Here is a 24,301-nt window from a genome sequence, read left to right as displayed (position 1 = left end):
CGACAGCGCATCCTAAAGCTCTTTTCGGCCAAGAAATACCACCTGCTGCTGGAGTGAAGCGGCCACGCTGCTGTGCCCAATGGGAAAGGTATGCCCGCGCCTCAATAGCTAGTAATTGAATACCTGACACTTACGGTTCGTTACGGTTTTTATTGTTGCAGGCTTCCAAAAAAGGAAGTTGCAAACCATAGGGGGAGCGAAAAACGGAAGAAGTGACGCAAAGAAGGGCTATGTCGAACCAAAAAAATGGCAAAATATCCACCAAGCAAACCTAAATACGCTAAGATTTAAAACCTAGCAATCGACCTGCGGATTTAAGGAAATATTTGAATTTAAAGATGAGTCACTAATTGCTCAATAGATGGTGTTGTATATTAAAAAACGAAGCAACCGTTGGTACGGTTGCTTCGCAGTGCTTCGATTCAAGTTGGAATCTCAAGCCATTTCTTATTTTAACGCTTTAAGGGCTCGCTCGATTCGCTCCATAGCCTCCTTGAGTAACTCATCGGAAGTTGCATAGGAGATACGAATGCAATTTGGCTCACCAAATGCACAGCCGGGAACAAGGGCCACATTAGCAACTTCGAGTAGATACAACGTTAAATCCGCTGCGGTAAGAATCTCCGCACCTCGGTATTTACAGCCAAAAAAACTTGTAATGTCGGGAAAAATATAAAAGGCTCCATGAGGTTTATTTACCCGAATACCTTCAATTCCAGACATAATACCGTAAACCATATCGCAACGACGCTTAAAAGCTTCGTTCATAGTTTTGGTGAAATCGCTGGGAATAGTTAGCGCCGCCAGCGCTGCCATTTGCGCAATGGAGCTAGCCCCTGAGGTGGTCTGTCCCTGTAGTTTGATACAGGCTTGCGCAATTTCCTTGTTGGCGGCCATAAACCCAATGCGCCATCCCGTCATTGCATACCCTTTGGAAACACCATTGATAGTAATAACCCTATCGAATATGAAATCGAACTGGCCAATACTCTCGTGTTTTCCTACAAAGTTAATATGTTCATAAATCTCATCGGCAATGATAAAGAGGTTTGGATGCAACGCAACCTCCTCTGCAATTTCCCGCAGTTCCGCTTTGGAATAGATGCTTCCTGTAGGATTCGATGGGGAGCAGAGGATCAAAATCTTTGTTTTGGGGGTTATTGCCGCTTTAAGCTGCGCCCTAGTAATTTTAAAATCATTGGCCAGTGAGGCCTTAATTACTACCGGTATTCCATCGGCTACTTTTACCAGTTCGACGTAGCTAACCCAGTAAGGGGCAGGAACAATTACCTCGTCGCCTGGGTTTACTAGCGAAAGAATGGCATTGGTAAGCGATTGCTTTGCACCATTGGAAACCACAATTTGCTCGGGAGCATAGGTTAAACCATTCTCAACTTTAAACTTACGGGCAACTGCCACGCGCAAGTCCATAAAACCAGGAACCGGCGAATAGAATGTGTAATTTTCATCAATCGCTTTTTTTGCCGCCTCCTTAATGTGGTTTGGAGTATTGAAATCGGGTTCTCCAACACTAAGGTCGATCACGTCAATCCCTTGGGCTTTAAGGTCCTTGCTCTTCTGCGACATCGCAAGGGTCTGCGAGACTGAAAGCTTCTTTAGACGGTTAGAAACTATGTCCATGATTTGTTGAGAGTTAGGTTTCGAAAACGTTTGCAATTTTAAGAATAAAATTAGGTTTTTATTCTATTTATTACTCTATTTGCATAAAAAAATGCTATGGATCCACTATACACACTGCTCTTAGTTGCCATCCCGGCAATAATAGTTTACCTCTCCTCCTACCTCTCTTTCAAAAAAATCATTGAAAGTGAGCATAATCGGCATAAGCAGGAAATCCTCCTGAATAACCAAAAACTGATCGTTCCCATACGGCTGAGAGCATACGAAAGATTGATTCTCTTCCTTGAGCGCGTTTCGCCAGAGAACCTTATCGTGCGCATTCATCGTCCCGAAATGAAGGCCAAGGAGTTGGAAAAAGCACTAATGGATACCATTCGTGCCGAATTTGACCACAACCTCTCACAACAGCTCTATGTGAGCGCACAGGCCTGGGAGGCAGTGAAAAGTGCAAGGGCCAACCTCCTCAACATCATTAGCACGGCAATGGATGAGATTTCGCCCGAAAGCCCCGGAATCATTCTTTCCCGAAAGATTCTTGTGAAACTTGTTGAGCATGAGGTGAACCCTGTTTCCCCTGCCATTGACTACCTCAAGAGCGAAGTGAACCAACTATTTTAGGCAAAAAAAAACGATACATTTCCCTCCGACTCTGCTTAAACCTTAAAAAAGAAGACGAGTCGGATTGGAGAATAAAACAGCATCAAAAAACCAATAAAACCTAATAACTAAACCTTACACCAAATGGATCAAATTGAGAAAACGAAGGGTCTTCCCGAGAATGCTCAACGTGAGCTAAAACCGGGCGAAACCTACGAGCCAATCATGTCGCCCAACCAAAAATACTTGGAAGCGACACCTTACTCAGTAATTATGGGCGTGCTCATGGCTATCCTATTCTCGGCAGCAGCCGCATACCTTGGGCTCAAGGTAGGACAGGTATTTGAGGCCGCCATTCCAATTGCCATTATCGCGGTGGGCGCATCGAATCTTAGTAAGAAAAAGAACGCCCTAGGCCAAAATGTAATTATCCAATCGATTGGTGCCAGCTCGGGCGTAATTGTGGCAGGAGCTATATTCACGCTTCCGGCACTTTATATTCTTCAGGCTAAGTATCCTGAACTCTCTGTTAGCTTTATGCAAGTCTTTATGAGTTCGCTTCTTGGTGGTATTCTAGGTATTCTCTTTCTTATTCCCTTCCGTAAGTATTTCGTTTCGGATATGCACGGAAAATACCCCTTCCCTGAGGCTACGGCAACCACCCAGGTACTCGTTTCAGGCGAAAAAGGTGGAAACCAAGCCAAGTTCCTCTTGGTAAGCGGTCTAATCGGAGGTCTTTACGACTTTTTTGTATCCACCTTTGGATGGTGGAATGAGAATTTTACTTCACGAGTTATCCCCTACGGAGAGGTTATTGCCGAAAAAGCTAAGGTAGTTTTCAAGGTAAACATTGGAGCAGCGCTCTTAGGCCTTGGCTACATCATCGGACTACAATATGCCGCCATCATTACCTTTGGCTCGCTATTCGTATGGTTTATCATTATCCCGCTCATGTCGCTGCTATTCGGTGGAATGGTAATTGACTTTACCGGTTCCACCACCATGATGGTAGGCCAAATGTCGCCAGAACTTATATTTACTACCTACGCTCGCCACATTGGTATTGGTGGTATCGCAATGGCTGGTCTCATAGGTATTTTCCGCTCCAGAAATATTATTAAGAGTGCCTTTGGACTTGCCGCCAATGAGCTATCAGGCAAAACAGAGGTAAAGAAAGAGGTTAGAAGAACTGAGCGCGACCTCTCCATGAAATTCATTGCCATAGGTCTATTTGTAGCTCTCGCCATTGTATTTATATTCTTCCAATTTGGTGTAGTGCACAATCTTTTATACGCCGTTGTTGGTCTTCTTGTGGTAGCAATTATCGCATTCCTATTTACCACCGTTGCCGCTAACGCCATTGCTATTGTTGGAACAAACCCTGTATCGGGAATGACCTTGATGACCCTTATCCTCGCGTCATTAGTAATGGTTGCTACCGGGCTAACCGGAACTGCAGGCATGGTAGCCGCCTTGGTTATTGGAGGTGTCGTTTGTACTGCCCTTGCCATGGCCGGAGGATTTATTACCGACCTTAAGATTGGATACTGGCTTGGATCGACCCCTTCGGTTCAACAAAAGTGGAAGTTTCTTGGAACCCTTGTTTCGGCAGCCACCGTTGGAGGTGTGATCATGGTATTAAACAAGACCTACGGATTTGTTGGTGAAAATGCCCTTGTAGCACCCCAAGCCAATGCTATGGCCGCCGTTATCGAACCACTAATGATGGGTCAATCGGCACCATGGATACTGTATGGCATTGGAGCAGGAATCGCATTAATACTTGCCTACTTCAATGTTCCCGCTCTTGCATTTGCCTTGGGTATGTTTATCCCGCTTCAGCTCAATACCCCGCTACTTATTGGTGGTGCACTGGCCTGGTTTGTATCTACCCGTAGCAAAAACGAAAAGTTGAATACTGCTCGTAAAGAAAAGGGAACGTTGCTTGCATCTGGATTTATTGCCGGTGGTGCCCTAATGGGTGTTGTTGCTGCAGTTATCAAGTTTAAGCAAAGTATGACTATTGATAGCGAAATTGAAGCCCTTGGAACCGGTGCTACGAGCGAGGCAATTCACCAAATTAAGGAGAGCCACAACTTTATTAATGCTGCTTGGGCCGATAGCAATGCAGCCATTTGGTTAGGAGCATTCATGCTCGCTGTAATTGGCGGCTACATAGTTTGGAGCGCTATGAAGGCAAAACCAGAAGAGGAATAATTTTGCTAAAAGTTAAAGGTTAAAAGATGACAAAATTGGAATAGAACTGTTTATTCTCATTTGGTTAAGCATGCCAATCAACACTTCAAAAACGACAAGCTTAGCACAAACCGTCTTTTAACCTTTAACCAACAACCTTTAAACTTATCAAGAATGAAAAACGAAATATTAGAACGTTTCCTGCGGTATGTAAGCATTGATACCCAAAGCGACGATACAGCAACCGTTTACCCTAGTACCGAGAAGCAACGCGTCCTTGGCCGCCTGCTTGTAGAGGAGCTAAAGGCGTTTGGCCTTAAGGATGTGAACGTAGATAAGTTTGGCTATATCATGGCCACTCTCCCATCGAACGTGAGCCACAAAGTTCCCGTAATTGGATTCCTAGCGCACATGGACACCAGCCCCGACATGAGCGGAGCCAACATTAAGCCCCAAATCATTGAAAACTACAAGGGCAACGACATTGTGCTTAATAAGGAGTCCAAGCTAACAATGACCACCCAGGAATTCCCTGAACTAAAGGAATACGTGGGTCAAACCCTTATCACCACCGACGGGACTACGCTCCTTGGTGCCGACGACAAGGCCGGTATTGCCGAAATTATGACTGCAGTGGACTACCTCCTAAAACACCCGGAAATTAAGCATGGCGATATCCGCATTGGCTTTACCCACGACGAGGAGGTTGGACATGGTGTGGATCACTTCGACGTGAAGCGCTTTGCAGCCGATTTTGCCTATACCATGGATGGTGGCGAAATAGGCGAATTGGAGTATGAGAACTTTAACGCCGCCAGCGCGAAAATCGCAATCCAAGGCCGCAACATCCACCCGGGTTATGCCAAGGACAAGATGATTAACGCCATGCTGGTTGCAATGGAAATTAACGCCATGCTGCCAGTAAACCAGCGCCCCGAGTTTACCACCGGGTACGATGGCTTCTACCATCTTGTACACATGGAAGGAAGCGTTGAAAACGCCACCATTCAGTATATTGTTCGCGACCACGATCGCACCAAGTTTGAAAGCAAAAAGGAGTTAATTACCAACATCCTACAATTAATAAACCTGCGCTACGGCGCTACCATTGCCACCCTCGAAATGAAGGATCAATATTTCAACATGCGTGAGATGGTAGAGCCACACATGCATATTGTGAATACCGCCATCAAGGCAATGGAGATGGCCAAGATAGAACCAAAGGTAGTGCCCATAAGGGGTGGCACCGACGGCGCTCGCCTTTCTTACATGGGTCTTCCCTGCCCCAATATTTTTGCAGGCGGTCACAACTTCCATGGAAAGTTTGAGTATGTTCCGCTCGAATCGATGGTGAAGGCCACCGAGGTAATCGTAAACATTGCAAAACTATACGCCGAAAAGTAATTCTATCAAAAGAGTTATAAGTTGAAAAGCGCTGCTCCGATTGGAGTGGCGCTTTTTGTTGGTATTAAACAGTCACTTTATAAACAACTAAGATTCCTTTGCATACAGCACATCTACAATCACGTCATCTTCAAATTACCGACTCGAAACATTTGCATACTACAATATTTGCATTCATCACAAATAATAAGCCTTTTACCAAAATAGGCCAAAATAGCTTGTCACGAAATGGGCTTTTTTGGCATATATAAGTGAGAGGGCATCTATTCTCCATGAAAATTAGTGATTGAGATAACCTCTATAGAAAGTGAGCCGAATCAGATTTGCTTGATTGATGTAACTATAAGTCAATTATGAAACATGACCCATATATAAGTCACAAAAGGCCTGCTACCATGAACAGCGAACTGGTGCCAAGTGTCATCCTATTGTTCGAACGTTGGCCGGAAAACGGACTGTTTTACTTTTGTCAAAAATCTTATTGGGAACAAATCGCGGCTCGGTTTTTTTCCAAAAACAGCTGTTGGGTAGATTTCCTTTCCCCGGGATTTCATCTCAACAGCTGTAATATCAAATCATCGCTCCAATACTTTACCAAAATAACCTCAATGATTACACCTTTGGGCTGCGACATCTTCTCACCAGAAAATTTCGACCAATCCACAGCTCTCCTATTCCGCGTCAATACCAACCAGCAACTCCTTCCTCGCGATCTCTTTGCAAGAGAAACCGTGACACATCCGCCTCCTTTGTGGTTCATCCAAAAAAACTCCATGGACGAACTTCAACAGTGTTACTAATTAATACCATAATTCATTGCAAGAACCTAAAAATATCATTGTATGAAAAAACTGAAATTTTCAGCATCTCCACTGCAAGGCTTGGGTAACCTCGATTTTAGTCAGTTCTTGAAATCGCAAATCGACCGCATCCGCGACCTCGGCGAAACAGAACTAACCGACCAACAGCTAAAAACACTTGTTGCCATGCTGCTGGGTTCAACCACCACCTTCGATACAGTGATGTTACGCATGCATAAGAATGCCTATACCGAAGAGTTAACTGCCCTCGACCAAATTCGAAGCAACAGCATACGGGCATTTATGAAGGCATTAAGAGGGCATGACCTTTCGCTCGATCCTGCCATAATAAAGGAAATAACGTACATCGACGCATTGCTCAAGCCCCACGACAACCTCCATTCGCTTAGTTTGGACGAGGAAACAAGTATAATCAACAACATTATTGGTCATCTCGAAAAGCCAAACTACTTAGCACCGGTTGCTCTTCTGGGCTTGCGTAGCTGCATCGCCCAAGTAAAAAAGGACAACCAAACCATCTGGTTGAAATACAACGAGTGTATCACTGCCGATATGGAGCGCGACATCACTGATTCCCGAGAGCTACGTGGCCAAATCTGCGAGGAATACGACCTGCTGTGCGACTACGTATATGTGAATGCTCGCCTAGGAACAAAGCCCGAGTTTGCAATAGTATTCACCATAATAGAGACCTTACGAAAGCAGTATCTTCTCCAAGCAGGTCGTAACGCTGAGCGAAAGCCTGTTATATAGAATAAAATAACCGCCGCAAGCACTTATTTACTGAGAGTCGGTCCTTTTTCATGGGGATCGGCTCTTTATTTTGCAAGAGTCTACCCTATTAGGTAATTACTCAATCGCCTTGTTCTTTGCCAAAAGAAAAGTGATAAGGATATTCAACTTATCCCTCAAATCAACAAGATCCTCCATCTTCATGGATTCGTTGTTCATTCCAGCAGCAAGGTTTTCGGGAATAGAGGAAGCCTCTATGCGCATATCTTTCCCTTTATCGGTTAGTAGAACTATCACCTTTCGCTCATCGTTTTCGGAACGGTTACGGGAGATAATTCCCTGCATCTCCATCCGCTTAAGCAGCGGAGTTACCGTGTTGGTGTTAAGTAGTAACTTTTGTGCAATTTCATTAACCGAAAGGCCGTCGGTTTCCCACAGCACCAAGAGCACCAAGTATTGAGGGTACGTAATTCCCATTTTATCGAGATAGGGCTGATACTCACGCGTAATTAATCGCGAAGCGGCATACACCGGAAAACAAAGCTGGTTGCTCAGCTTCAGCTGATCATATTCCATTGCCATGAAGTGTTATGATTAAAGTCGATTGTCCAATAGAAACGAGGAAGCACTAAAAAGTTTTCTATTTTAACCTTGGCAACAAAGCCATTCGCTCTGCTACCAAGGTTAATGTGATAGAATAGAGTCACAAGAAAACTCAACCAGATTATTAACCCAACATCTTTTCCAAATATATTCCAATTTTCTCCGGCTTTGTCATTGGCGCGAAGCGTTTTACGGGTTTACCATTTGCATCGAGAAGAAACTTGGTAAAGTTCCACTTAACCTTGCTTCCAAACCAACCACCCAGTTCACTCTTTAGATACTTGAAAATAGGATGTGCATCGATGCCGTTTACATCCACCTTCGAAAACATTTGGAATGTAACGCCATAGTTGATAACACACCCTTCGGCAATCGATTTTTCATCGCCCGGCTCTTGGTTACCAAACTGGTTGCATGGAAATCCGAGAATTACCAACCCTTTATCTTTATACTGCTGGTTGAGTTTCTCCAACCCTTCGAGCTGGGGCGTAAACCCACACTTGCTGGCGGTATTTACTACCAACACCATTTTACCTTTGTAGGTGTCCATGCTAATCTCTCTTCCTTGAAGAGTTTTAGCCGAAAAACTGTAAAATTTACTGCTCATGATAGGTAGAATTATGCTTCAACTAAATTTAGGGTAACCTCCACGTTGTTGCGAATAGCTTTGGAGTATGGACAGGTAGCGTGAGCCTTTGCGAGCAACTCTTGCGCCACACTCTTTTCCACGCCAGTAATCTCCACGTCCATAGTTACTATGATATTGAACCCCGTAGCCTCCTCCATTTGCAAACCAACCGTAGCCGTAACCTTCGATTGAATCTTTTTGCGCTCGAGGCGGGCAATATGGTTTAGCGCGCTATCGAAACAGGCGGCATAACCGGCAGCAAAGAGCTGCTCGGGGTTTGTATAAGCGCCCCCTGCGCCACCCATCGACTTTGGCACACGAACATCGAGGTTCAAAACGCCGTCTTCGCTAACTACTTTGCCATCTCTTCCACCGGTGGCCACTGCTTTGGTCTGATAAATTGTGTTCATATATTCTATCGTTTTATATTGTATCGTTTACGACACAAATATAGAAACAATTTTTATATCGTAAGCGATATATTTTCATTTTTCTGTCATGTTTATGCTAAATGTTTGGATTTCAATTCTAACAAACATAAGAATGTCGAACTAAAATTGATTGAGACTTCTTAAAGCATCCTCACACCTTTAGTATTATTATGATACATCACATCCGAAGGCCAAACACCTGCCTGCACTTCACCAATTACTACAACGAAGTAACCGGATGGACAAAAAAGTATTTGATCGAAAATTGGAGTTATCTAATCCAAATAGTGGTAAAACCAAACAACTGAGAAGAGGACGGGGTGTTTTTATGCGCTTAGTCTCGACCAGAATACAGACCATCAACAAGGGTGAAAGTAATTAAATCAATCAGCCTTATTTCGTAGAGTTGCCAAATCGCCCCCAACACATCACCTCTACCGTTAAATTATCTAAAAACAGAGGTGTTGTCATCGAACTAATAAATTCCTGCGATAAATTGTATCTACTTTTGAGCGTCAAAAATCAACTTGGATTGTTTCTCATCCATCTTGGTAAAGGCTTAATTATAAATACTCTTTTTAGTAAAAGTATTATGCTTAGAATAATATTACTCGTTTTCTCTGTTATGCTGCACAGCGTTTCAAATTGCCAAACAGTAACCCATCCATTCCCAAACCATACCCAATACGCCAAGAGCTCAATAAAGCCAAAGCATATTAAGCAAGCAAAGATGGATAACGCGGTAACTAAGTTCTATGATTTTTGGAAGAAGAACTACGTAAAGAATGATTGCAGCGCGTCCGACCAATACTACGTCTATACCGATGAAGGTGATATGAAAGACAATATTCCAACTATCTGCGTTTCGGAAGGCCAAGGGTTTGGAATGGTAATCGTGCCCCTAATGGCTGGTTACGACAAGGATGCCCAAACTATTTACGATGGAATGTATAGGTTTGTAGCAGCTCATCCCACCGCCAAAAGCAAAGATCTAATGTCGTGGAGTATTTCCAAAGGGTGTATTACCACTGAGCACAAAACGCAAGATGAATACAACAACACTTCGGCTACAGATGGTGATCTAGACATTACCCTTTCGCTCTTTCTTGCCGATGCTCAATGGGGCAGTAGCGGTGCCATAAACTACAAAGAGGAAGGAGTTAAGCGTGCCAAGGCCATTCTCGACCATGAAATAAACAAACAAAAGCATACGGTATTGCTGAGCGATGCCAACGATCCCGGCGATTCGGACTTCTTCGACATTCGAACCTCCGACTTTATGCCCACCCATCTGAAGGTGTTCAACAAGTATTACCCATCGCCAGAATGGAACTTGGTGGTAAACAAAACCTACCAAATATTTGCCGCAATACAGTCAAAATATAGCCCCAAGGTGGGGTTGCTGCCGGACTTCATAACTTATAAAAACAATAAGTATATTCCTGCGAAGCCCAACTATCTGGAATCACCTAACGATGGAGCATACTACTATAATGCTTGCAGAATTCCATTTAGAGTGGGGCTCGATTACCTTATCAATGGCGATACTCGTGCTCAGCAGCTGCTAAATCCGTTGACCGGATGGGTGCAAACAAAGACCCACAACAGCATCGATAAGCTCACAACAGGTTTCTACCTCAACGGGCATGCAATTCCACATTGCAACTTCACTGTTCCTTCTTTCGTTTGCCCAATGGCCGTCGGCTCAATGCTCAACAGCGAGAATCAGGAGTGGTTAAACGATTGCTGGGATTATATCGATCAGCTGGAGGTAAACGATTACAAGTATTATGATAATACCATCCAGATGCTGTCGCTTATTGCTTTAAGCGGCAACTTCTGGCTACCTTAACAAATAACGTTCTATGAGCAGACAAGTATTCCAAAGTCAATCACCCACCCGGTGGAATCGATTCAAGTGGGGACTAAGAATTGTCCTTGTTCTATTCCTAATAGGGATCGTCTCCACCATTTTTGGACTTTTGCACAGCAACGAATTCAACACCAAGGAGCTGCTGATGGGTGAAAAGCGCATACGAAACATCAACAATAACCCAAAGAAGGAGAAGATTTCGGAGAAGGAGTTGATAGCCTTTGTTAAGCACCTTAAAAAAGTGCGCAAGGAGAAGAGTAGAAACTTCTACAAGCAAGCAGCTCTCCCTTCGGATGTGAAGAGTTACTATCCGGTAAGGGCAGGCTTTTATGTCAACTGGGACAAGAGCTCGGCTGCATCGTTAAAGATCAATGCCAAAAGGTTGAATATGGTAATCCCCGAGTGGCTTTTTCTCATGGATTCCAAGGGCAACCTCGACATAAAAATTGATAAGAGTATTGTAACCCTGCTCAAGCAAAACAAAGTTGCCATAGTTCCCCTGCTCAGCAACAACTATAAGGGTCGATGGAATGCCGATTCAACCTTGATTATGCTCAAGAATAAAGAGAGCCGGGCTACGCTTATCAACTCCATAAAAACGATACTCGATGATTATGAGTTTCAAGGTATCAACATCGACTTTGAGAACCTGCCTGAAGCGGCAAACCCATATTTTAACGTATTTTCGAAGGAGTTGAATGCCGAGCTGAGTAAAGAGAACTACCTGGTTACGATAGATATTAATCCGGCCGTATGCAACCTGAATATTGCACAAATAGAGCGATCGTATGACTTCATTTTTGTGATGTCGTACGATGAGCACAACGCCGATGGAAAGCCCGGAGGCATCTCATCCGTTGGATTTGTAGAAGAGTCGCTCGATGAGGTTATGAGCGATGTATCCTCCGCAAAGTTTGTGGTGTGCTGCGGTGCTTACGGCTATGGGTGGAAACCAGGCGAGCTTGCCGAGGATCTAACCTACGAAGAGTTTATATCGCTTGCCAACGAAAATAACGTGCCGGTAAGCTACGACTCGGAAAATAGCGACTTGTACTTCACCTATATCGATGAAAACAACCGACAGTGCGAGGCGCATTGCAACGATGCTACCAATATTTTCAATACCATGCGAACGGCTGCCGATTACGGAACTGCCGGAGTTGCTATTTGGTATTTGGGTTGTGAAGATTCTCGCATGTGGAACTTCTTCAACAGAGACTTGTCTGTAGAAGGGTTAAAAAAGAGACCATTTGACTTTAAACAGCTACTCCAGATTAAGTCGAACTACTCCATCGATTACGATGGGCAGGGTGAGCTAATGGAGGTTATTAGCAAACCGGAAAATGGAATAGTAACCCTCGATATCGACAGCGCTGAGTATTTTATCTCCAACCAAGTTTATCAAAAGCTCCCCTCCTCCTACCTTATTAACCGCTACGGAGGATATCAGCCTAGGAAAATTGCTTTAACCTTCGACGATGGTCCCGATGCGAATTACACTTCGGATATTCTCGACATCCTTAAGCAAAATAATATTCATGCCACCTTCTTTGTTACCGGCCTTAACATCGAAAACAATATTCCCCTGCTAAATAGGGAATACGAAGAGGGGCACGAAATAGGGAATCACACCTTCTTACACCCAAACCTTGAGCTTACCGGCGATGAAAGGGAGCGGATTGAGCTGCGAACGACACGCCTGCTTATCGAAAGTATTTTGGGCCACACCACCCTACTTTTCCGACCTCCCTACAATACCGATGCGGAGCCGCATAGCCTTCTTCAAATAAAGCCGCTCTCAATTGCCCGGGAAGAGGGTTATATTACGGTAGCATCCTCCATCGATCCCAACGATTGGGAGGTGGGTGTAACGGCAGACACCATTGTTGCCAGAGCTATTGCCAATCAAAAGATGGGAAACATACTTCTGCTCCACGATTCAGGCGGCGAACGCGCCCAAACCATTGTTGCTCTCCCTCGCATTATTGAATACTTCCGTAATCAAGGCTATCAGTTTGAAACCGTTTCGGAGCTGATGGGCCGATCGCGCGATCAGGTGATGCCCGAAGTTAAAGGAGATTTGGAATATGCAGAAATGGTAAACGAGGTTTTCTTCTTTGCTACCTATATTTGGCAACACTTTTTGCGAGGCTTTTTCTTTATTGCAATATCCCTCGGAATTATTAGGTTGCTTTGGTTGCTGGCGATGGCATTCAAGAGTCACCAGAAGGAAAAAAGGAATCCAACCAAAGCGCCCAATGGCTTTGAGCCGAGCGTAACCATCATAGTGCCGGCCTTCAACGAAGAGGTTAATTCAACTAGAACCATCGACAACCTACTGAAAAGCACCTACACTAACTTCGAAATTCTGTTTGTAGACGATGGTTCCAAAGATGCTACCTATTCGGTTGTAAACGAGGCCTACGGAAATCATCCGAAGGTGAGGGTGCTCACCAAACCAAACGGAGGAAAAGCATCGGCGCTTAACTTTGCCATTCAACAAACATCCAGCGATATTTTGGTGTGCATCGATGCCGATACCATTCTACTCCCCGATGCCATAGCGCTAATGATTCCATTCTTTGCCGACGAAGATGTGGCAGCAGTGGCCGGCAACGTAAGGGTTGGGAATCCGGTAAACTTGCTCTCCAACTGGCAAAAGATTGAGTACACCACAAGCCAGAACTTCGAGCGCATGGCTTTCGATTACGTAAACGCGATACTCGTTGTCCCCGGAGCAATTGGTGCATTCCGTCGCTCGGTAATGGAAGAGATTGGCGGATTCAATATGGATACCCTGGCCGAAGATTGCGACCTTACCGTGCGCATTCTTCGCGAAGGCTACACCGTGCGCAGCTGCAACAAAGCCATATCGCTAACCGAAGCACCCGAAACGCTATCGATGTTTATTAAGCAGCGGTTCCGTTGGTCGTTTGGAATGATGCAATCGTTCTGGAAGCATCGCGATTTGCTCTTTAGCAATAAGATCCGAAACATGGGATGGATACTACTTCCGAACCTGTTAATCTTTGGCTTTATAATCCCAGTATTCTCCCCCATTGTGGATGTTGTTTTCCTCTTCGGGCTATTTAGCGACCATGCCTACATATTTATTATATCTTACGTGGCATTCTACTTGGTAGAGCTGCTCATTTCGGTTGTAGCCTACCGGTACGACAACCAGAAATTCGGATTCAAAGAGGCCTATATGATGTTTATCCAGCGGTTTGTTTACCGACAGATACTTTTCGTAGTTCTCATTAAGGCATACCTAAAAGCCATGAAAGGCGAGTTGGCCAGCTGGGGCGTGCTTAAGCGAACCGGAAATGTTAAGATGGATTAGCCTTTTAAAGCGTAAACAACAAAACTCAAATTGTAAGAAAAGGAGCCTCAGCGGCTCCTTTCCTATTATAATCAAGCAATAGTGAAAAGTTACTTCTTTATCATCTCCACGCTGCGCTTAACAAACTTAGCTAGGGCGGCGCTCATAGGTGCGAAAAGAATAACTTCTATATAATGCAAAAATTAAATTATATTTACGATTCAGATTGCCAAATAAATACACACAATCCACTTATGAAACCTTACTATCTTGTTCTACTATTGTGCCTGCTGGCAGGAGTTAAATCGCAAGACATACATGCAACTCCTTCTCCATTCATTATTGAAACTTCGGACAGCCTAAAATCGCTAAACAAGATGAATAAGTTGCGAGGGCTGGACAGCTTAAATTCACTGAACGGTTTAAACAAACTCCAAGACTTAGACAGTTTGAATTCGTTGAACGACATGAACAAGTTCCAAGACTTGAATAGCCTCAATTCACTCGATAGCCTGAGCAGGCTAAAAGACCTAAACCGGTTAGATTCTCTGAAAAGGCTAAACTAACTCAATAATCCATTTCCCAAATACCATACTACAAATAAGAAAGGAGCCTATCTGCTCCTTTTCCTTTATTCGTATAATCAAGCAATAGAGAAATCACCTCTTTGTATATGATGTTATCAGAGATTACCTCCTGCCTAATGCGATGATCGCCTTTACAACTTCATCGGCAAGGCGGGCGGTGTTATTGTTGTAGTGATGGTTGCCGGGCAAGGTAATCACCTTGGCTCCGGCCACTTCAAACGGATGGCGAACATCGGGCTCCTCCTCGGACCCAAAAAAGCACACCGGGTGAAGGCCATTTAACTTCTTTGTCTCCTCCACTACGCTGTAAGAATTGTCCGAACTACTTAAGTCGAGCATATCGCTTATATGAATTTCAAAATCGGCTGTCTCGCTGGGCGAAAAGCAATAAACGCCCTCCATTTGCTGTTTCATATTCAACGGCAACCTATTTGCAATAAACGGCACCACACACGCACCAAAGGAATAACCGGCAAGTATGAATTGCTTACAGCGCCACTGCTCCATATAGTGCCGAATTGCTTTAGACAGCTCAAGGGTAGCCTCCTCCGGCGTTTTTGCATTCCAAAAATACTTTTGGGCATCGAGCCCCACTACCGGCATACCCTTTTCGGCAAATGCCTCGCCCAGCGAATGGTCGAAGCTGGTCCATCCCCCATCGCCGGAGATTAGAAATACCATTGGCAACGAATCCTTCTTCGCGGTGGGGATTAAAGTCAGCGGCAAATCGGCAGGTAAAGGGGTTAAATGCTGCGACTGCAGCAATGCATTCTGTGAATTTTTTTGTTCGGCAAACGAAGGTGCATGCACAACCTTGCCAAACACTTCAACAAACTGAGGGACCCAACTTTCGGTAACAGAAAAATCATGGCCTACTTGCGGCAGCTCAATCAGCTGTCCAGAGGGGATATCTTTCATAAACCGATGGGCAATGGAGTAAGGGCAAATCTTATCCTTTGAACCATGAAATAGAATAAATGGAGCGCTTAAGGTAGCCGATGCCTCCAACAAATAGGTTTTACCTTCGGTAAGCGGGTGTTGTTGTAAGCCCGACCCGGCACACAGGGGTTTATTAATATCCAAATCGGGACTAAATCCAAATACGATGGCTCCTTTAAAGGTATTTGCAGGTGCCTGCGCAAGCATTCCATATACCATTGTTGCTCCGGCCGAGTAACCAACTAGGATTGGTTTGTAATACTGCTTAAGCTTATACTTCTTTTGAACCATCATGCTCAACTGCTCCACATCGCCCGATGGATAGTAGCACTTAGATGAGTGAGCTGCCAGCCCCTTCAAGTAGCGCTTAATATCGATTCCGGCAACAATGGCACCCTGTTTCACAATATGCTTAGCCATATCTACAACGCCATCGTTCCAACCGCCATCACCCGATACAAAAATCACAACCGACGATGGCGTTCCCTCGGGTCGATAGATTCTTACCTTTCCAAAAGAGCCAAAGGCAACAGTTTCGGGTTGGCTAGCACTAAATCCATTAAACCCTACGAAAATGAAGGCTACAGTTAAGAATATTTTGTTCATGGCTATTTGGTTTAAGGTTTAATGACTTTTGCTAACGCTAGGGGTGCTTGCAGCAAATCAAAATCGTGATCGTAAACCAAGTATTTGTTGGTCCAAATTGGTGAGAATTTTTCTTTATACTCCCTCAACCCTTTGTAGTGCGCAAATGACTTAATCTTCTGATAGGCAAATTTCATTGATTGCTCCGTTAGGTTTTGGGGGCTATCAATTCCGCTCATGGGGGCAAACCCCAGATTTAAGAATTGGATATTTTGGCTTTTGATATGGTTAAATAGCTCTACCATTAGATAATCGATTACCCCACCCGGTGCATCAGCAGTTTTGCGAATAAGATCGTAGGTAGCCTCATTTGCGGCATAATCAGGAATAATGTTGAGAAAAGCCACAACCTTCTCCTCCGGGCCTTCCACCGTAATAACCGTTTGCTGCTTCAGCTCACTCCAACTGAACATACCCTGCGAGAATACAATTTCCGTCCTATCGTTATCCTTCAGCCATTCGTCCGAAACGGCTTGCAGCCGCTGAAGTAATCCATCTTTGAGCGGAGCCGTGTGAATGGTAGATTTATACCCCCTGTCGAGAACCTTGTTTATGGCATTGCGCAATGCCTTTTGGCTTCTACCTTCCAAGGTAAACGTATGCAAATCGACAATCCCTTCCTGCCCAAGGAATAGTGCTTTTTTCTTCATCACTCGATATACCGAAAGATTCTCTTCGGAAACCCGGTAGTAAAGACTCTTTAAACCATTTTCGTAGCAATACTTATCGAACATGGAGATACATAACCCAAACTGTTCAATATTTTCGGCAACCGGATTTTCCAGCACAACGGCATACTTTCCCGATACTCTATAGGCAATAAAAGCATTTAACCCCTCCAGCTCAAAAATTACCTTATCGTTGTAGGTTTTAAAGTAATCGAGGCTCGAACTGCCATATTTAAAAACCAGCTGCTTTGCTCTTTCTATCCCATCCGGTTCAAAAATATCTTTAAACACATACGGTTTTACTAAGGTGTAGAAGAAGAATGAGAGCGATATAAAGCCACTCACATTAATTGAAAGAAGAAAGTGTTTAGCAAAAGGGTTATTGGGCACCAAGTCGGAACTCCCCACCAAGAAGAAGTTCTGAATGGTGTATCTTACGCTTTGCAGTAAGTTAAAGTCAATATTGAAGTGGTTCTTATCCAAGTAGTAAAAACCAACCGTGCCATAAATCATAACGGCAACCATCGAAAATACAGCGGTCATAATTCCAACGTTGCGCAGCTGAGGGTTATTCTTTACGTAGTATTCCTTTCTGGAGTACAACAGTATCAAAACCACAAGTAGTGCCACTATCGATTCTTCGTAGTCAATGGCCTTTGTTAAGTGCCCAACGCACGAAATTATACCCAGAAATAGCGCAAGCCACCATGCCGAACGCAGACCTCTAAAGAGAAACGCTGCCGTTAGCAACATAAAGATTCCAGCCAATAGCACAAAATAGTTGGAGACCGTTATGGCTTCTATCGGAAGGAAATTCTGAAGGTGTTGCATCCTATCGGCAATAGCAGGTGTGAGCACCGATATTATGTTGATAATACCAAGGGCAAACAAAAGAACAGCCGGAATAATCCGCATCAAAAGCTTATTGATCCTGAGCAAAAAACTTAAAGCACCCAGAAATAGCGGCAGCCAGAATTCAAAAAATCGGTATAGGAACGTAAGGGCAACTGCATCGATGCTGGAGAATCCAAATCGCGTCAGAATATAGGTCATTGAAACCTCAACAGCCCCTAACCCTCTCATGAATGGCGATACCGACAATGAAATAACGGCAGTGAGATATACCAGCATAGCAACAATGAGCGATGTAGGCAAACCCAAGGCAAGCATCGCAATATACAGGTGGGCAATACCGGTAACATCAATAAGGATTGACATTAAAATGGTAACCATAATGTATTTGCTTTCTATTGTATGGCTAATTAAGTCGTCGAGAAAGACTTCAATGGTCGGAAAGAACCGAGTAAGAATACGGTATATGTAGCCCTTTCTTGTTATCGAACGATAGGATAGGTAGAGAGTGGAAATAAGTATTATCATAGCAGCCAACGCAAACCATTCACCGGAACCCGCCAACCCATCAATCATTGCGTAGGTGAAAATTGGAATTGCTACCAATACAATGGAAAGAATGCCAACAAACGCATAGATCGATGAAGCGAAATGTATTTTTGATTTTGCTACGCCTCTCTTTTCAATATCGCCCGAAAAGAATGCCAGCGAAGCAACGCCTCCTGCTGGTATAAAAATGCTGATAAAATTGCGCTTCAGAAAAAGCAAGATCGTAGATGAGAGCAACACGCGATCGCGAAGCGATGCAAAAGCAAACTTATACATCAACCCTTGTAAGGTTATATATACGGCGGTAAGAAACACCCCAAGCGAAAGGTATTGCCATTTTGAGGCACCCAGCACATTGCGCACTTCGCCGAGTTCCGACCGCTCATGCTTAAAAAACCAGACCCCAACGCCAACAAAGAGGACCGCTAAAATAAATTGAGCAATTAACTTCCGATTTTCAAGTAGGTAAGAAAATCGCCCACTCTTTGTATTCTTGGTAAGTCGCAGTAAATAATTCATTGCTTGAATAGTTTGGTGACATTTACAAATTTATGAAAAAGCCATACGATCTATTCTATTAAATAAAAAACATTGCACCACTTAAACACAAATTAACAATCAGATGCGAAGTAACAAATGCCAAAACGCAGGCGCGCTTGTTGAAAAATGCCTACCATTACCCCCACAATTAAAAACGGCACTAGATATCTATTAAAAGGAGGGACTTTTTCACTAGATCACAAGCACGAATAACGGTGGAAGAAAGGAATGTTGTCAGCTAAAGAGCGGTAGCAGGTGCCGTATTACCGACAGTCCAATTAATATAATAATAGCCACCCGAAATTGCATGGAAAGAGAAATCGATAAAACAAAGAAAGGAGCCTCAGCGGCTCCTTTCTTATTATAATCAAGCAATAGTGAAAAGTTACTTCTTTATCATCTCCACGCTGCGCTTAACAAACTTAGCCAAGGCTTCACCGTTGAGCATATTGTTGGCAAGCAGTGCAAGATCCACAATTTGCTTAGCGAGCTGGTTTTTCTTGCCAAATGCCGAAAGCATTGCCGTTTTCTTATCCTTAAGGGTGCTAAGCTGCTTCTCAATTTCGGCAACCTTGTCCTTATCGGCTTGAGAGATATCGTCGGGCTTTAGAGACTTTTGCGCATCCTTAACCTCATTCAGCGAAGCTTCAACCGGTGCAATCTCGCCGTTTACCTTATCGAGATCGGCCTTCATGGCAGTTTCGGTTTCACCAATTACCTTTAGCACCAACGGATGGTTAGCATTTACCACTAGGTTGTAGCTATCGGGCAATTCGCCGTAGAAATTCATTCCACCGCCACCCATCTGGGCCATATCCTTCATCCGGCGCATAAACTCACTCTGAGTAATAAGAACGGGAGCATCGGTCTCCGAAAGGTTCTCGAACATCACGGTGAAGTTTGTCTTCTCGGGTGCGTGGCATACGAATACCGGACGTAACTCCTCTTGCTGTTCTTTGGTCAGCTTAGTCTCGGCTAAATCTTCTTTAGGAATAAGGCGTTCTACCACGTCGGAATCGACGCGCACAAAGCGGGCATCCGGTAGCTTGCTCTCCATTTGGTTCACAAAGTGAGCATCGAGCTGGCCATCCATCATCAGCACATCGTAGCCCTTGTTTTGAGCCTTTTCGATGTAGGTAAACTGCTGCTCGCGGTTGGTGGTATAGAGATAAACCAACTTCTTATTCTTATCCTCTTGGGTAGGCTTAATGAGCGTGGCATACTCCTCGATGGTGAAATACTTGCCATCGGTGTTTTTGAAGAGGAAAAACTTCTCGGCACGCTCGTAGAATTTCTCGTCGCTGAGCATACCATACTCCATAAATATCTTAAGATCGTCCCACTTCTGTTCAAACTGAGGGCGATCGTTCTTGAATATCTCCTGCAACCTATCGGCCACCTTCTTGGTGATATGGCTCGAGATCTTCTTCACGTTGCTGTCGCTTTGGAGGTAGCTACGCGAAACGTTCAATGGGATATCGGGCGAATCAATAACCCCATGCAGCAGGGTTAGGAACTCGGGAACAATTCCCTCCACGTTGTCGGTAACGTAAACCTGACGGCAGTAAAGCTGAATACGGTTCTTCTGCACCTCGAGGTTGTTCTTTAGCTTGGGGAAGTAAAGAATACCGGTAAGGTTGAACGGGTAATCCACGTTGAGGTGAATACTGAAGAGCGCATCCTCGGCCATAGGGTAGAGCTCGTGATAGAACTCCATGTAATCCTCTTCCTTAAGATCGGCAGGCTTGAGGCTCCAAATTGGGTTGGGATTGTTAATGATTTGATCCTTGTCGGTATCCTCATACTTACCGTCTTTCCAATCCTGTTCCTTACCAAAAGCAATGGGAATGGTGAGGTAGCGGCAATACTTCTTGAGAAGACCTTCGATGCGTGTCTTTTCGGCAAACTCGATACTATCGTCGTCGATGTGGAGGATGATATCGGTACCGCGAGCCTCACGCTCGGCAGGCTCAATGGTGTAGTCGGGGCTACCATCGCAGCTCCAGCGAAGTGCGGTTGCACCCTCCTTAAACGAGTGGGTAACAATTTCCACTTTCTTCGATACCATGAACGCGCTGTAGAAACCTAAGCCAAAATGTCCGATTATGCCATTATCGGTCTTATACTTGGCCATAAACTCCTCGGCACCCGAAAAAGCAATCTGGTTAATATACTTCTCAATCTCCTCCTCGGTCATACCTATACCGGAATCGGAAATGGTGATGGTCTTCGCGGTCTCGTCTAGGGCAATGCGGATGGTAAGATCGCCCAGCTCGCCGGTAAACTCATTGACCGAGGCCAATGCCTTAAGCTTTTGGGTGGCATCCACCGCGTTGGAGATTACCTCACGAAGGAAAATCTCGTGATCGGAATAGAGAAACTTCTTAATGATGGGGAAAATGTTTTCGGTAGTTACCCCAATTTTTCCGTTAGCCATATCAGTTATGTTTTTTGAATTTAAATACTTCTTGTTTGTAATTAGCAGCCAGTCCTCAGCGTTGAGCCAAAACCAATGGTGCACGTTCTCACTGAGCAAACCCTATACCAAAGCACAAAGGCTGACGGAGTGGCAGGGCGATTTGCAGCATAGAATGACAGAAGTAGGAAACCCGAAGACAAAAAGGTTAATGAGGCGATTCTGCTATAAGACAATGTGACAATACAACGACGTGTTTAATCGCAAATTTCATAATTCCTTCCATTTCTCCAAGCACTCACACATTTCCCCCTGGAAACAACCGTGTGCCACCGTTCACATAAAACAGCCTTATCGGAACAGGAGGAGTAAATACAATTCACTACTTTGGTAGCAAAAAACCGCCCTTATGGATAAGCCCACCTCCTACTGCCAGTTTGTTGAAAGGCTTGAACACAACAACCCTCATCGGCAATACCACGACTCGGCCTACGGGTTCCCCATTGATGATGACAACGCCCTCTTTGAGCGGCTCGTGCTGGAGATTAACCAAGCAGGCCTTAGCTGGACTACCATACTGAACAAGATGGAGAACTTTCGACGCGCTTACCACCACTTCAACATTGCCACCGTTGCTGCATACGGCGACGAGGATCGAGTGAGGCTCCTGAGCGATGCGGGAATAATCCGCAACCGCCTTAAGGTAAATGCAGCCATCGAAAATGCTCAAACAATACTAAAGCTACAAGCGGAGGCCGGTTCGTTCAAATGTTGGCTCGACGGCCATCACCCTAAAACGCGCGCGGAGTGGACCACCCTCTTTAAGAAAACCTTTAAGTTTACCGGAGGCGAAATTGTAAACGAGTTTCTCATGAGCACCGGCTACCTGCCCGGATCGCATGTAGAAGGTTGCCTTATTTACAAAAAGGTAGTGGAGTGTAAGCCGAAGTGGCTAGAAAAAAGCAAGTAGTTAAACGATCAAACAAAAATCCCCCGACTAGGTATGAGTCGAGGGAGGAAATCTTGCGGCGACAGTTGCAAAGAATGCAGTTACAAAGCAAATTTATCGATAAACGACACCTAGTGAGGATTTAAGCCCCAACCTTAATGCTTTGCAACCTCCTTCTTGCGCATCCTCAGGTTTATCATCTCCACCACCATGGAGAAGAAAAGGGCAAAATAGATATACCCCTTTGGTATCTCGTAGTGGAAGGCCTCCATGGTGAGCATAAAGCCAATCAAAATTAGGAACGAGAGCGCTAGAACCTGCAGCGTGGCGTGCTTGTTGATAAACTCGCTGATATAGCCCGAGAAGAAGATCATCACCACCATAGAGATCACCACAGCCGAAATCATGATGCCTAAATGGTTCGAAAGGCCAACTGCGGTAAGTATGGAATCGAAGGAAAAGATGATGTCAAGCGCAACTATCTGCATTAGAATAGCAAAGCCCGCCTTACTCTTGGACGACTTCACCTGGTGCTCCTCGCCCTCCACCTTGCCGTGAATTTCGGTAACGCTCTTGGCAATGAGGAATAATCCTCCCAGCAGCAAAATTAGGTCGCGTGCGCTAAAGGCGAAACTACCAACCGAAAAGATTGGGTGTTTTAGACCAATGATAACGGTGATAATGCAGAGCAACCCGATACGAAACAGCAGGGCAAGCAGCAGTCCAATGGTCCTAATCCGCTTCTGCCGTTCCTTGGGCAGCTTTCCGGTAACGATCGAAATAAAAATAATATTGTCGATACCAAGCACAATCTCCAGCAAGGTAAGCGTAAGCAGCGAAATGTAGGTTTCGGGTTGAAACAGAAAGTCCATCGGATACATTTTATGAATAAGGGCACAAAAGTAATTAAAGGGGCGCAAAGAATTGTTATGGAGGCTAAGGGAAAAATTGTTTCCTTTGTCATAACCATTCCCCGGAGAATACTCGCGGGGCAAAAAATAAATTTCTCGACTCTATTGTCTAAAACAACTGAGCGGAGTGCTACAAATGTCGACTGTGATGAATAACCTACGCAATAAATTATCAGGCATAGCCCTAGCCGCTATGGCATTACTACTGATGGTAGTATTTCCAAGTTGTAATAAATCGGACAGCAAATACTTTGGCGTGAGCCAAAAGCTTACGGAATATGGTGTAGTTAAGGATAGCTCGTGGTATAAGTTCCGCGATAGCCTTGGAACGGCCATTGATTCTTTTAAAGTAATTAAGGTTACCAATACCTTTGCGCCCATAGCCAACGAACCGGAGGATAACCTCTACCAAACCATCACCGTTAATTTCAAGCATTTTCCCTCGCTCAAGTCTAGCAAGATAGTTATGGTAAGGGAAAAGGAGAAAAGCACCCTTACCTATACCGATACCCTTAACCAGAAAACCATTATCCTAACAGACCCTATGGAGGCAGGGGCCACAATTGCCACCGTGGATGCCATTCAATCGGGGAAATATTGGTATACAGATATAATGGTTGTATCGGAAACCAACAATCCCAACAGCAAGATTTATATTGCAAAAGGGAAATGGATTGTAAAAAAGATGTATTCCTACACTCCTGCACAAAATTGGATACTCGACAACAGCTCAATTCAATAGGATTTTGGGTGTTAGCATCTCCATTTTCAGGAGTTCATAACCTGCTAAGCGAATAAGTTACAAGAAGAACCTGCCCAAGAGATTTTGCCTCTAGGGCAGGTTGTTTTATGTGGTTACGCCACCTCTCTAAAGTTAATTATATAGGTTTTTGTATACAAAAACACTACTGTCCGACAAAAAGATTCCAGTTGAAACGTTAGTTGAATAAAAATAAGGGGCTACTCCCCGAAGGTTTCACCCCGATGTTGTAGATTT

The 24,301-nt window shown here is 44.4% G+C and carries 18 protein-coding genes; 10 read left to right on the top strand and 8 right to left on the bottom strand.

Features of this window, described 5'->3' with window-relative positions; genetic code table 11:
- Positions 1-447: 447 nt before the first annotated feature.
- Complete coding sequence (locus BLS65_RS14020; protein WP_092440077.1) at positions 448-1,641, bottom strand: pyridoxal phosphate-dependent aminotransferase; 1,194 nt, start codon at positions 1,639-1,641, stop codon at positions 448-450.
- A 96-nt stretch (positions 1,642-1,737) separates the two neighbouring features.
- Here BLS65_RS14020 and BLS65_RS14015 point away from each other — a divergent pair, with 96 nt between their 5' ends.
- The 5 genes from BLS65_RS14015 (at position 1,738) to BLS65_RS13995 (ending at position 7,412) form a co-directional block, all read left to right on the top strand.
- Positions 1,738-2,259 (top strand): DUF7935 family protein, encoded by a 522-nt coding sequence (locus BLS65_RS14015; RefSeq protein WP_092440075.1) that lies wholly within the window; start codon positions 1,738-1,740, stop codon positions 2,257-2,259.
- Between the two features lie 123 nt (positions 2,260-2,382).
- Complete coding sequence (locus tag BLS65_RS14010; RefSeq protein ID WP_092440073.1) at positions 2,383-4,455, top strand: OPT family oligopeptide transporter; 2,073 nt, start codon at positions 2,383-2,385, stop codon at positions 4,453-4,455.
- Positions 4,456-4,608: 153 nt separating this feature from the next.
- The gene (gene pepT, locus BLS65_RS14005; RefSeq protein ID WP_092440085.1) at positions 4,609-5,838 is read left to right on the top strand and encodes a peptidase T; all 1,230 of its coding nucleotides are present in this window, start codon (positions 4,609-4,611) and stop codon (positions 5,836-5,838) included.
- 395 nt (positions 5,839-6,233) lie between these two features.
- Positions 6,234-6,638 (top strand): hypothetical protein, encoded by a 405-nt coding sequence (locus tag BLS65_RS14000; RefSeq protein ID WP_125869881.1) that lies wholly within the window; start codon positions 6,234-6,236, stop codon positions 6,636-6,638.
- A gap of 42 nt (positions 6,639-6,680) precedes the next feature.
- Positions 6,681-7,412: a DUF6261 family protein gene (locus BLS65_RS13995; RefSeq protein ID WP_092440068.1), complete on the top strand. Its 732-nt coding sequence runs from the start codon at positions 6,681-6,683 to the stop codon at positions 7,410-7,412.
- A 96-nt stretch (positions 7,413-7,508) separates the two neighbouring features.
- Here BLS65_RS13995 and BLS65_RS13990 read toward each other — a convergent pair whose 3' ends face one another.
- The 3 genes from BLS65_RS13990 to BLS65_RS13980 all read right to left on the bottom strand — a co-directional run bounded on the left by BLS65_RS13990 (position 7,509) and on the right by BLS65_RS13980 (position 9,032).
- Positions 7,509-7,973 (bottom strand): MarR family winged helix-turn-helix transcriptional regulator, encoded by a 465-nt coding sequence (locus BLS65_RS13990; RefSeq protein WP_244500702.1) that lies wholly within the window; start codon positions 7,971-7,973, stop codon positions 7,509-7,511.
- A gap of 145 nt (positions 7,974-8,118) precedes the next feature.
- Positions 8,119-8,601, bottom strand: a complete 483-nt coding sequence (locus tag BLS65_RS13985; RefSeq protein ID WP_092440066.1) for a glutathione peroxidase — start codon at positions 8,599-8,601, stop codon at positions 8,119-8,121.
- 11 nt (positions 8,602-8,612) lie between these two features.
- The gene (locus tag BLS65_RS13980; RefSeq protein ID WP_092440064.1) at positions 8,613-9,032 is read right to left on the bottom strand and encodes an organic hydroperoxide resistance protein; all 420 of its coding nucleotides are present in this window, start codon (positions 9,030-9,032) and stop codon (positions 8,613-8,615) included.
- 613 nt (positions 9,033-9,645) lie between these two features.
- On the opposite strand from BLS65_RS13980, the gene BLS65_RS13975 reads away from it, so the two are divergent.
- The 3 genes from BLS65_RS13975 to BLS65_RS13965 all read left to right on the top strand — a co-directional run bounded on the left by BLS65_RS13975 (position 9,646) and on the right by BLS65_RS13965 (position 14,814).
- Complete coding sequence (locus BLS65_RS13975; RefSeq protein ID WP_092440062.1) at positions 9,646-10,905, top strand: family 8 glycosyl hydrolase; 1,260 nt, start codon at positions 9,646-9,648, stop codon at positions 10,903-10,905.
- 13 nt (positions 10,906-10,918) lie between these two features.
- Positions 10,919-14,269 (top strand): trifunctional glycoside hydrolase family 18/polysaccharide deacetylase/glycosyltransferase family 2 protein, encoded by a 3,351-nt coding sequence (locus BLS65_RS13970; protein WP_092440059.1) that lies wholly within the window; start codon positions 10,919-10,921, stop codon positions 14,267-14,269.
- A gap of 173 nt (positions 14,270-14,442) precedes the next feature.
- Positions 14,443-14,814: a hypothetical protein gene (locus BLS65_RS13965; RefSeq protein ID WP_125869880.1), complete on the top strand. Its 372-nt coding sequence runs from the start codon at positions 14,443-14,445 to the stop codon at positions 14,812-14,814.
- A gap of 123 nt (positions 14,815-14,937) precedes the next feature.
- On the opposite strand, the gene BLS65_RS13960 is transcribed toward BLS65_RS13965, so the two are convergent.
- The 3 genes from BLS65_RS13960 to htpG all read right to left on the bottom strand — a co-directional run bounded on the left by BLS65_RS13960 (position 14,938) and on the right by htpG (position 21,465).
- A complete protein-coding gene (locus tag BLS65_RS13960; protein WP_092440055.1) occupies positions 14,938-16,380 on the bottom strand; it encodes an AcvB/VirJ family lysyl-phosphatidylglycerol hydrolase in 1,443 nt (480 codons plus the stop codon).
- 11 nt (positions 16,381-16,391) lie between these two features.
- On the bottom strand, positions 16,392-19,007 hold the full coding sequence (locus tag BLS65_RS13955; RefSeq protein ID WP_092440053.1) for a phosphatidylglycerol lysyltransferase domain-containing protein: 2,616 nt from the start codon (positions 19,005-19,007) through the stop codon (positions 16,392-16,394).
- A gap of 406 nt (positions 19,008-19,413) precedes the next feature.
- Positions 19,414-21,465: a molecular chaperone HtpG gene (gene htpG / locus BLS65_RS13950; RefSeq protein WP_092440081.1), complete on the bottom strand. Its 2,052-nt coding sequence runs from the start codon at positions 21,463-21,465 to the stop codon at positions 19,414-19,416.
- A gap of 388 nt (positions 21,466-21,853) precedes the next feature.
- On the opposite strand from htpG, the gene BLS65_RS13945 reads away from it, so the two are divergent.
- Positions 21,854-22,414: a DNA-3-methyladenine glycosylase I gene (locus BLS65_RS13945; protein ID WP_092440051.1), complete on the top strand. Its 561-nt coding sequence runs from the start codon at positions 21,854-21,856 to the stop codon at positions 22,412-22,414.
- A 134-nt stretch (positions 22,415-22,548) separates the two neighbouring features.
- Here the strand turns inward: BLS65_RS13945 and BLS65_RS13940 are convergent, their stop codons facing one another.
- Complete coding sequence (locus BLS65_RS13940; protein ID WP_092440079.1) at positions 22,549-23,265, bottom strand: TerC family protein; 717 nt, start codon at positions 23,263-23,265, stop codon at positions 22,549-22,551.
- 187 nt (positions 23,266-23,452) lie between these two features.
- Here BLS65_RS13940 and BLS65_RS13930 point away from each other — a divergent pair, with 187 nt between their 5' ends.
- Positions 23,453-24,046: a hypothetical protein gene (locus tag BLS65_RS13930; RefSeq protein WP_125869879.1), complete on the top strand. Its 594-nt coding sequence runs from the start codon at positions 23,453-23,455 to the stop codon at positions 24,044-24,046.
- Positions 24,047-24,301: the final 255 nt, after the last annotated feature.

It is taken from the genome of Williamwhitmania taraxaci (genome assembly GCF_900096565.1).
Taxonomy (GTDB): Bacteria; Bacteroidota; Bacteroidia; order Bacteroidales; family Williamwhitmaniaceae; genus Williamwhitmania; species Williamwhitmania taraxaci.
This window is presented reverse-complemented; position numbering and strand designations above follow the sequence as displayed.

Bases quoted from the DNA above. Each gene is read 5' to 3' on its own strand.
- BLS65_RS14020 (WP_092440077.1), bottom strand. From the start codon at position 1,641: ATGGACATAGTTTCTAACCGTCTAAAGAAGCTTTCAGTCTCGCAGACC.
- BLS65_RS13960 (WP_092440055.1), bottom strand. From the start codon at position 16,380: ATGAACAAAATATTCTTAACTGTAGCCTTCATTTTCGTAGGGTTTAAT.
- BLS65_RS14010 (WP_092440073.1), top strand. From the start codon at position 2,383: ATGGATCAAATTGAGAAAACGAAGGGTCTTCCCGAGAATGCTCAACGT.
- BLS65_RS13940 (WP_092440079.1), bottom strand. From the start codon at position 23,265: ATGGACTTTCTGTTTCAACCCGAAACCTACATTTCGCTGCTTACGCTT.
- BLS65_RS13970 (WP_092440059.1), top strand. From the start codon at position 10,919: ATGAGCAGACAAGTATTCCAAAGTCAATCACCCACCCGGTGGAATCGA.
- BLS65_RS14000 (WP_125869881.1), top strand. From the start codon at position 6,234: ATGAACAGCGAACTGGTGCCAAGTGTCATCCTATTGTTCGAACGTTGG.
- BLS65_RS13995 (WP_092440068.1), top strand. From the start codon at position 6,681: ATGAAAAAACTGAAATTTTCAGCATCTCCACTGCAAGGCTTGGGTAAC.
- BLS65_RS13965 (WP_125869880.1), top strand. From the start codon at position 14,443: ATGCAAAAATTAAATTATATTTACGATTCAGATTGCCAAATAAATACA.
- htpG (WP_092440081.1), bottom strand. From the start codon at position 21,465: ATGGCTAACGGAAAAATTGGGGTAACTACCGAAAACATTTTCCCCATC.
- BLS65_RS13930 (WP_125869879.1), top strand. From the start codon at position 23,453: ATGAATAACCTACGCAATAAATTATCAGGCATAGCCCTAGCCGCTATG.
- BLS65_RS13955 (WP_092440053.1), bottom strand. From the start codon at position 19,007: ATGAATTATTTACTGCGACTTACCAAGAATACAAAGAGTGGGCGATTT.
- BLS65_RS13945 (WP_092440051.1), top strand. From the start codon at position 21,854: ATGGATAAGCCCACCTCCTACTGCCAGTTTGTTGAAAGGCTTGAACAC.
- BLS65_RS13985 (WP_092440066.1), bottom strand. From the start codon at position 8,601: ATGAGCAGTAAATTTTACAGTTTTTCGGCTAAAACTCTTCAAGGAAGA.
- BLS65_RS13975 (WP_092440062.1), top strand. From the start codon at position 9,646: ATGCTTAGAATAATATTACTCGTTTTCTCTGTTATGCTGCACAGCGTT.
- BLS65_RS14015 (WP_092440075.1), top strand. From the start codon at position 1,738: ATGGATCCACTATACACACTGCTCTTAGTTGCCATCCCGGCAATAATA.
- BLS65_RS13980 (WP_092440064.1), bottom strand. From the start codon at position 9,032: ATGAACACAATTTATCAGACCAAAGCAGTGGCCACCGGTGGAAGAGAT.
- pepT (WP_092440085.1), top strand. From the start codon at position 4,609: ATGAAAAACGAAATATTAGAACGTTTCCTGCGGTATGTAAGCATTGAT.
- BLS65_RS13990 (WP_244500702.1), bottom strand. From the start codon at position 7,973: ATGGCAATGGAATATGATCAGCTGAAGCTGAGCAACCAGCTTTGTTTT.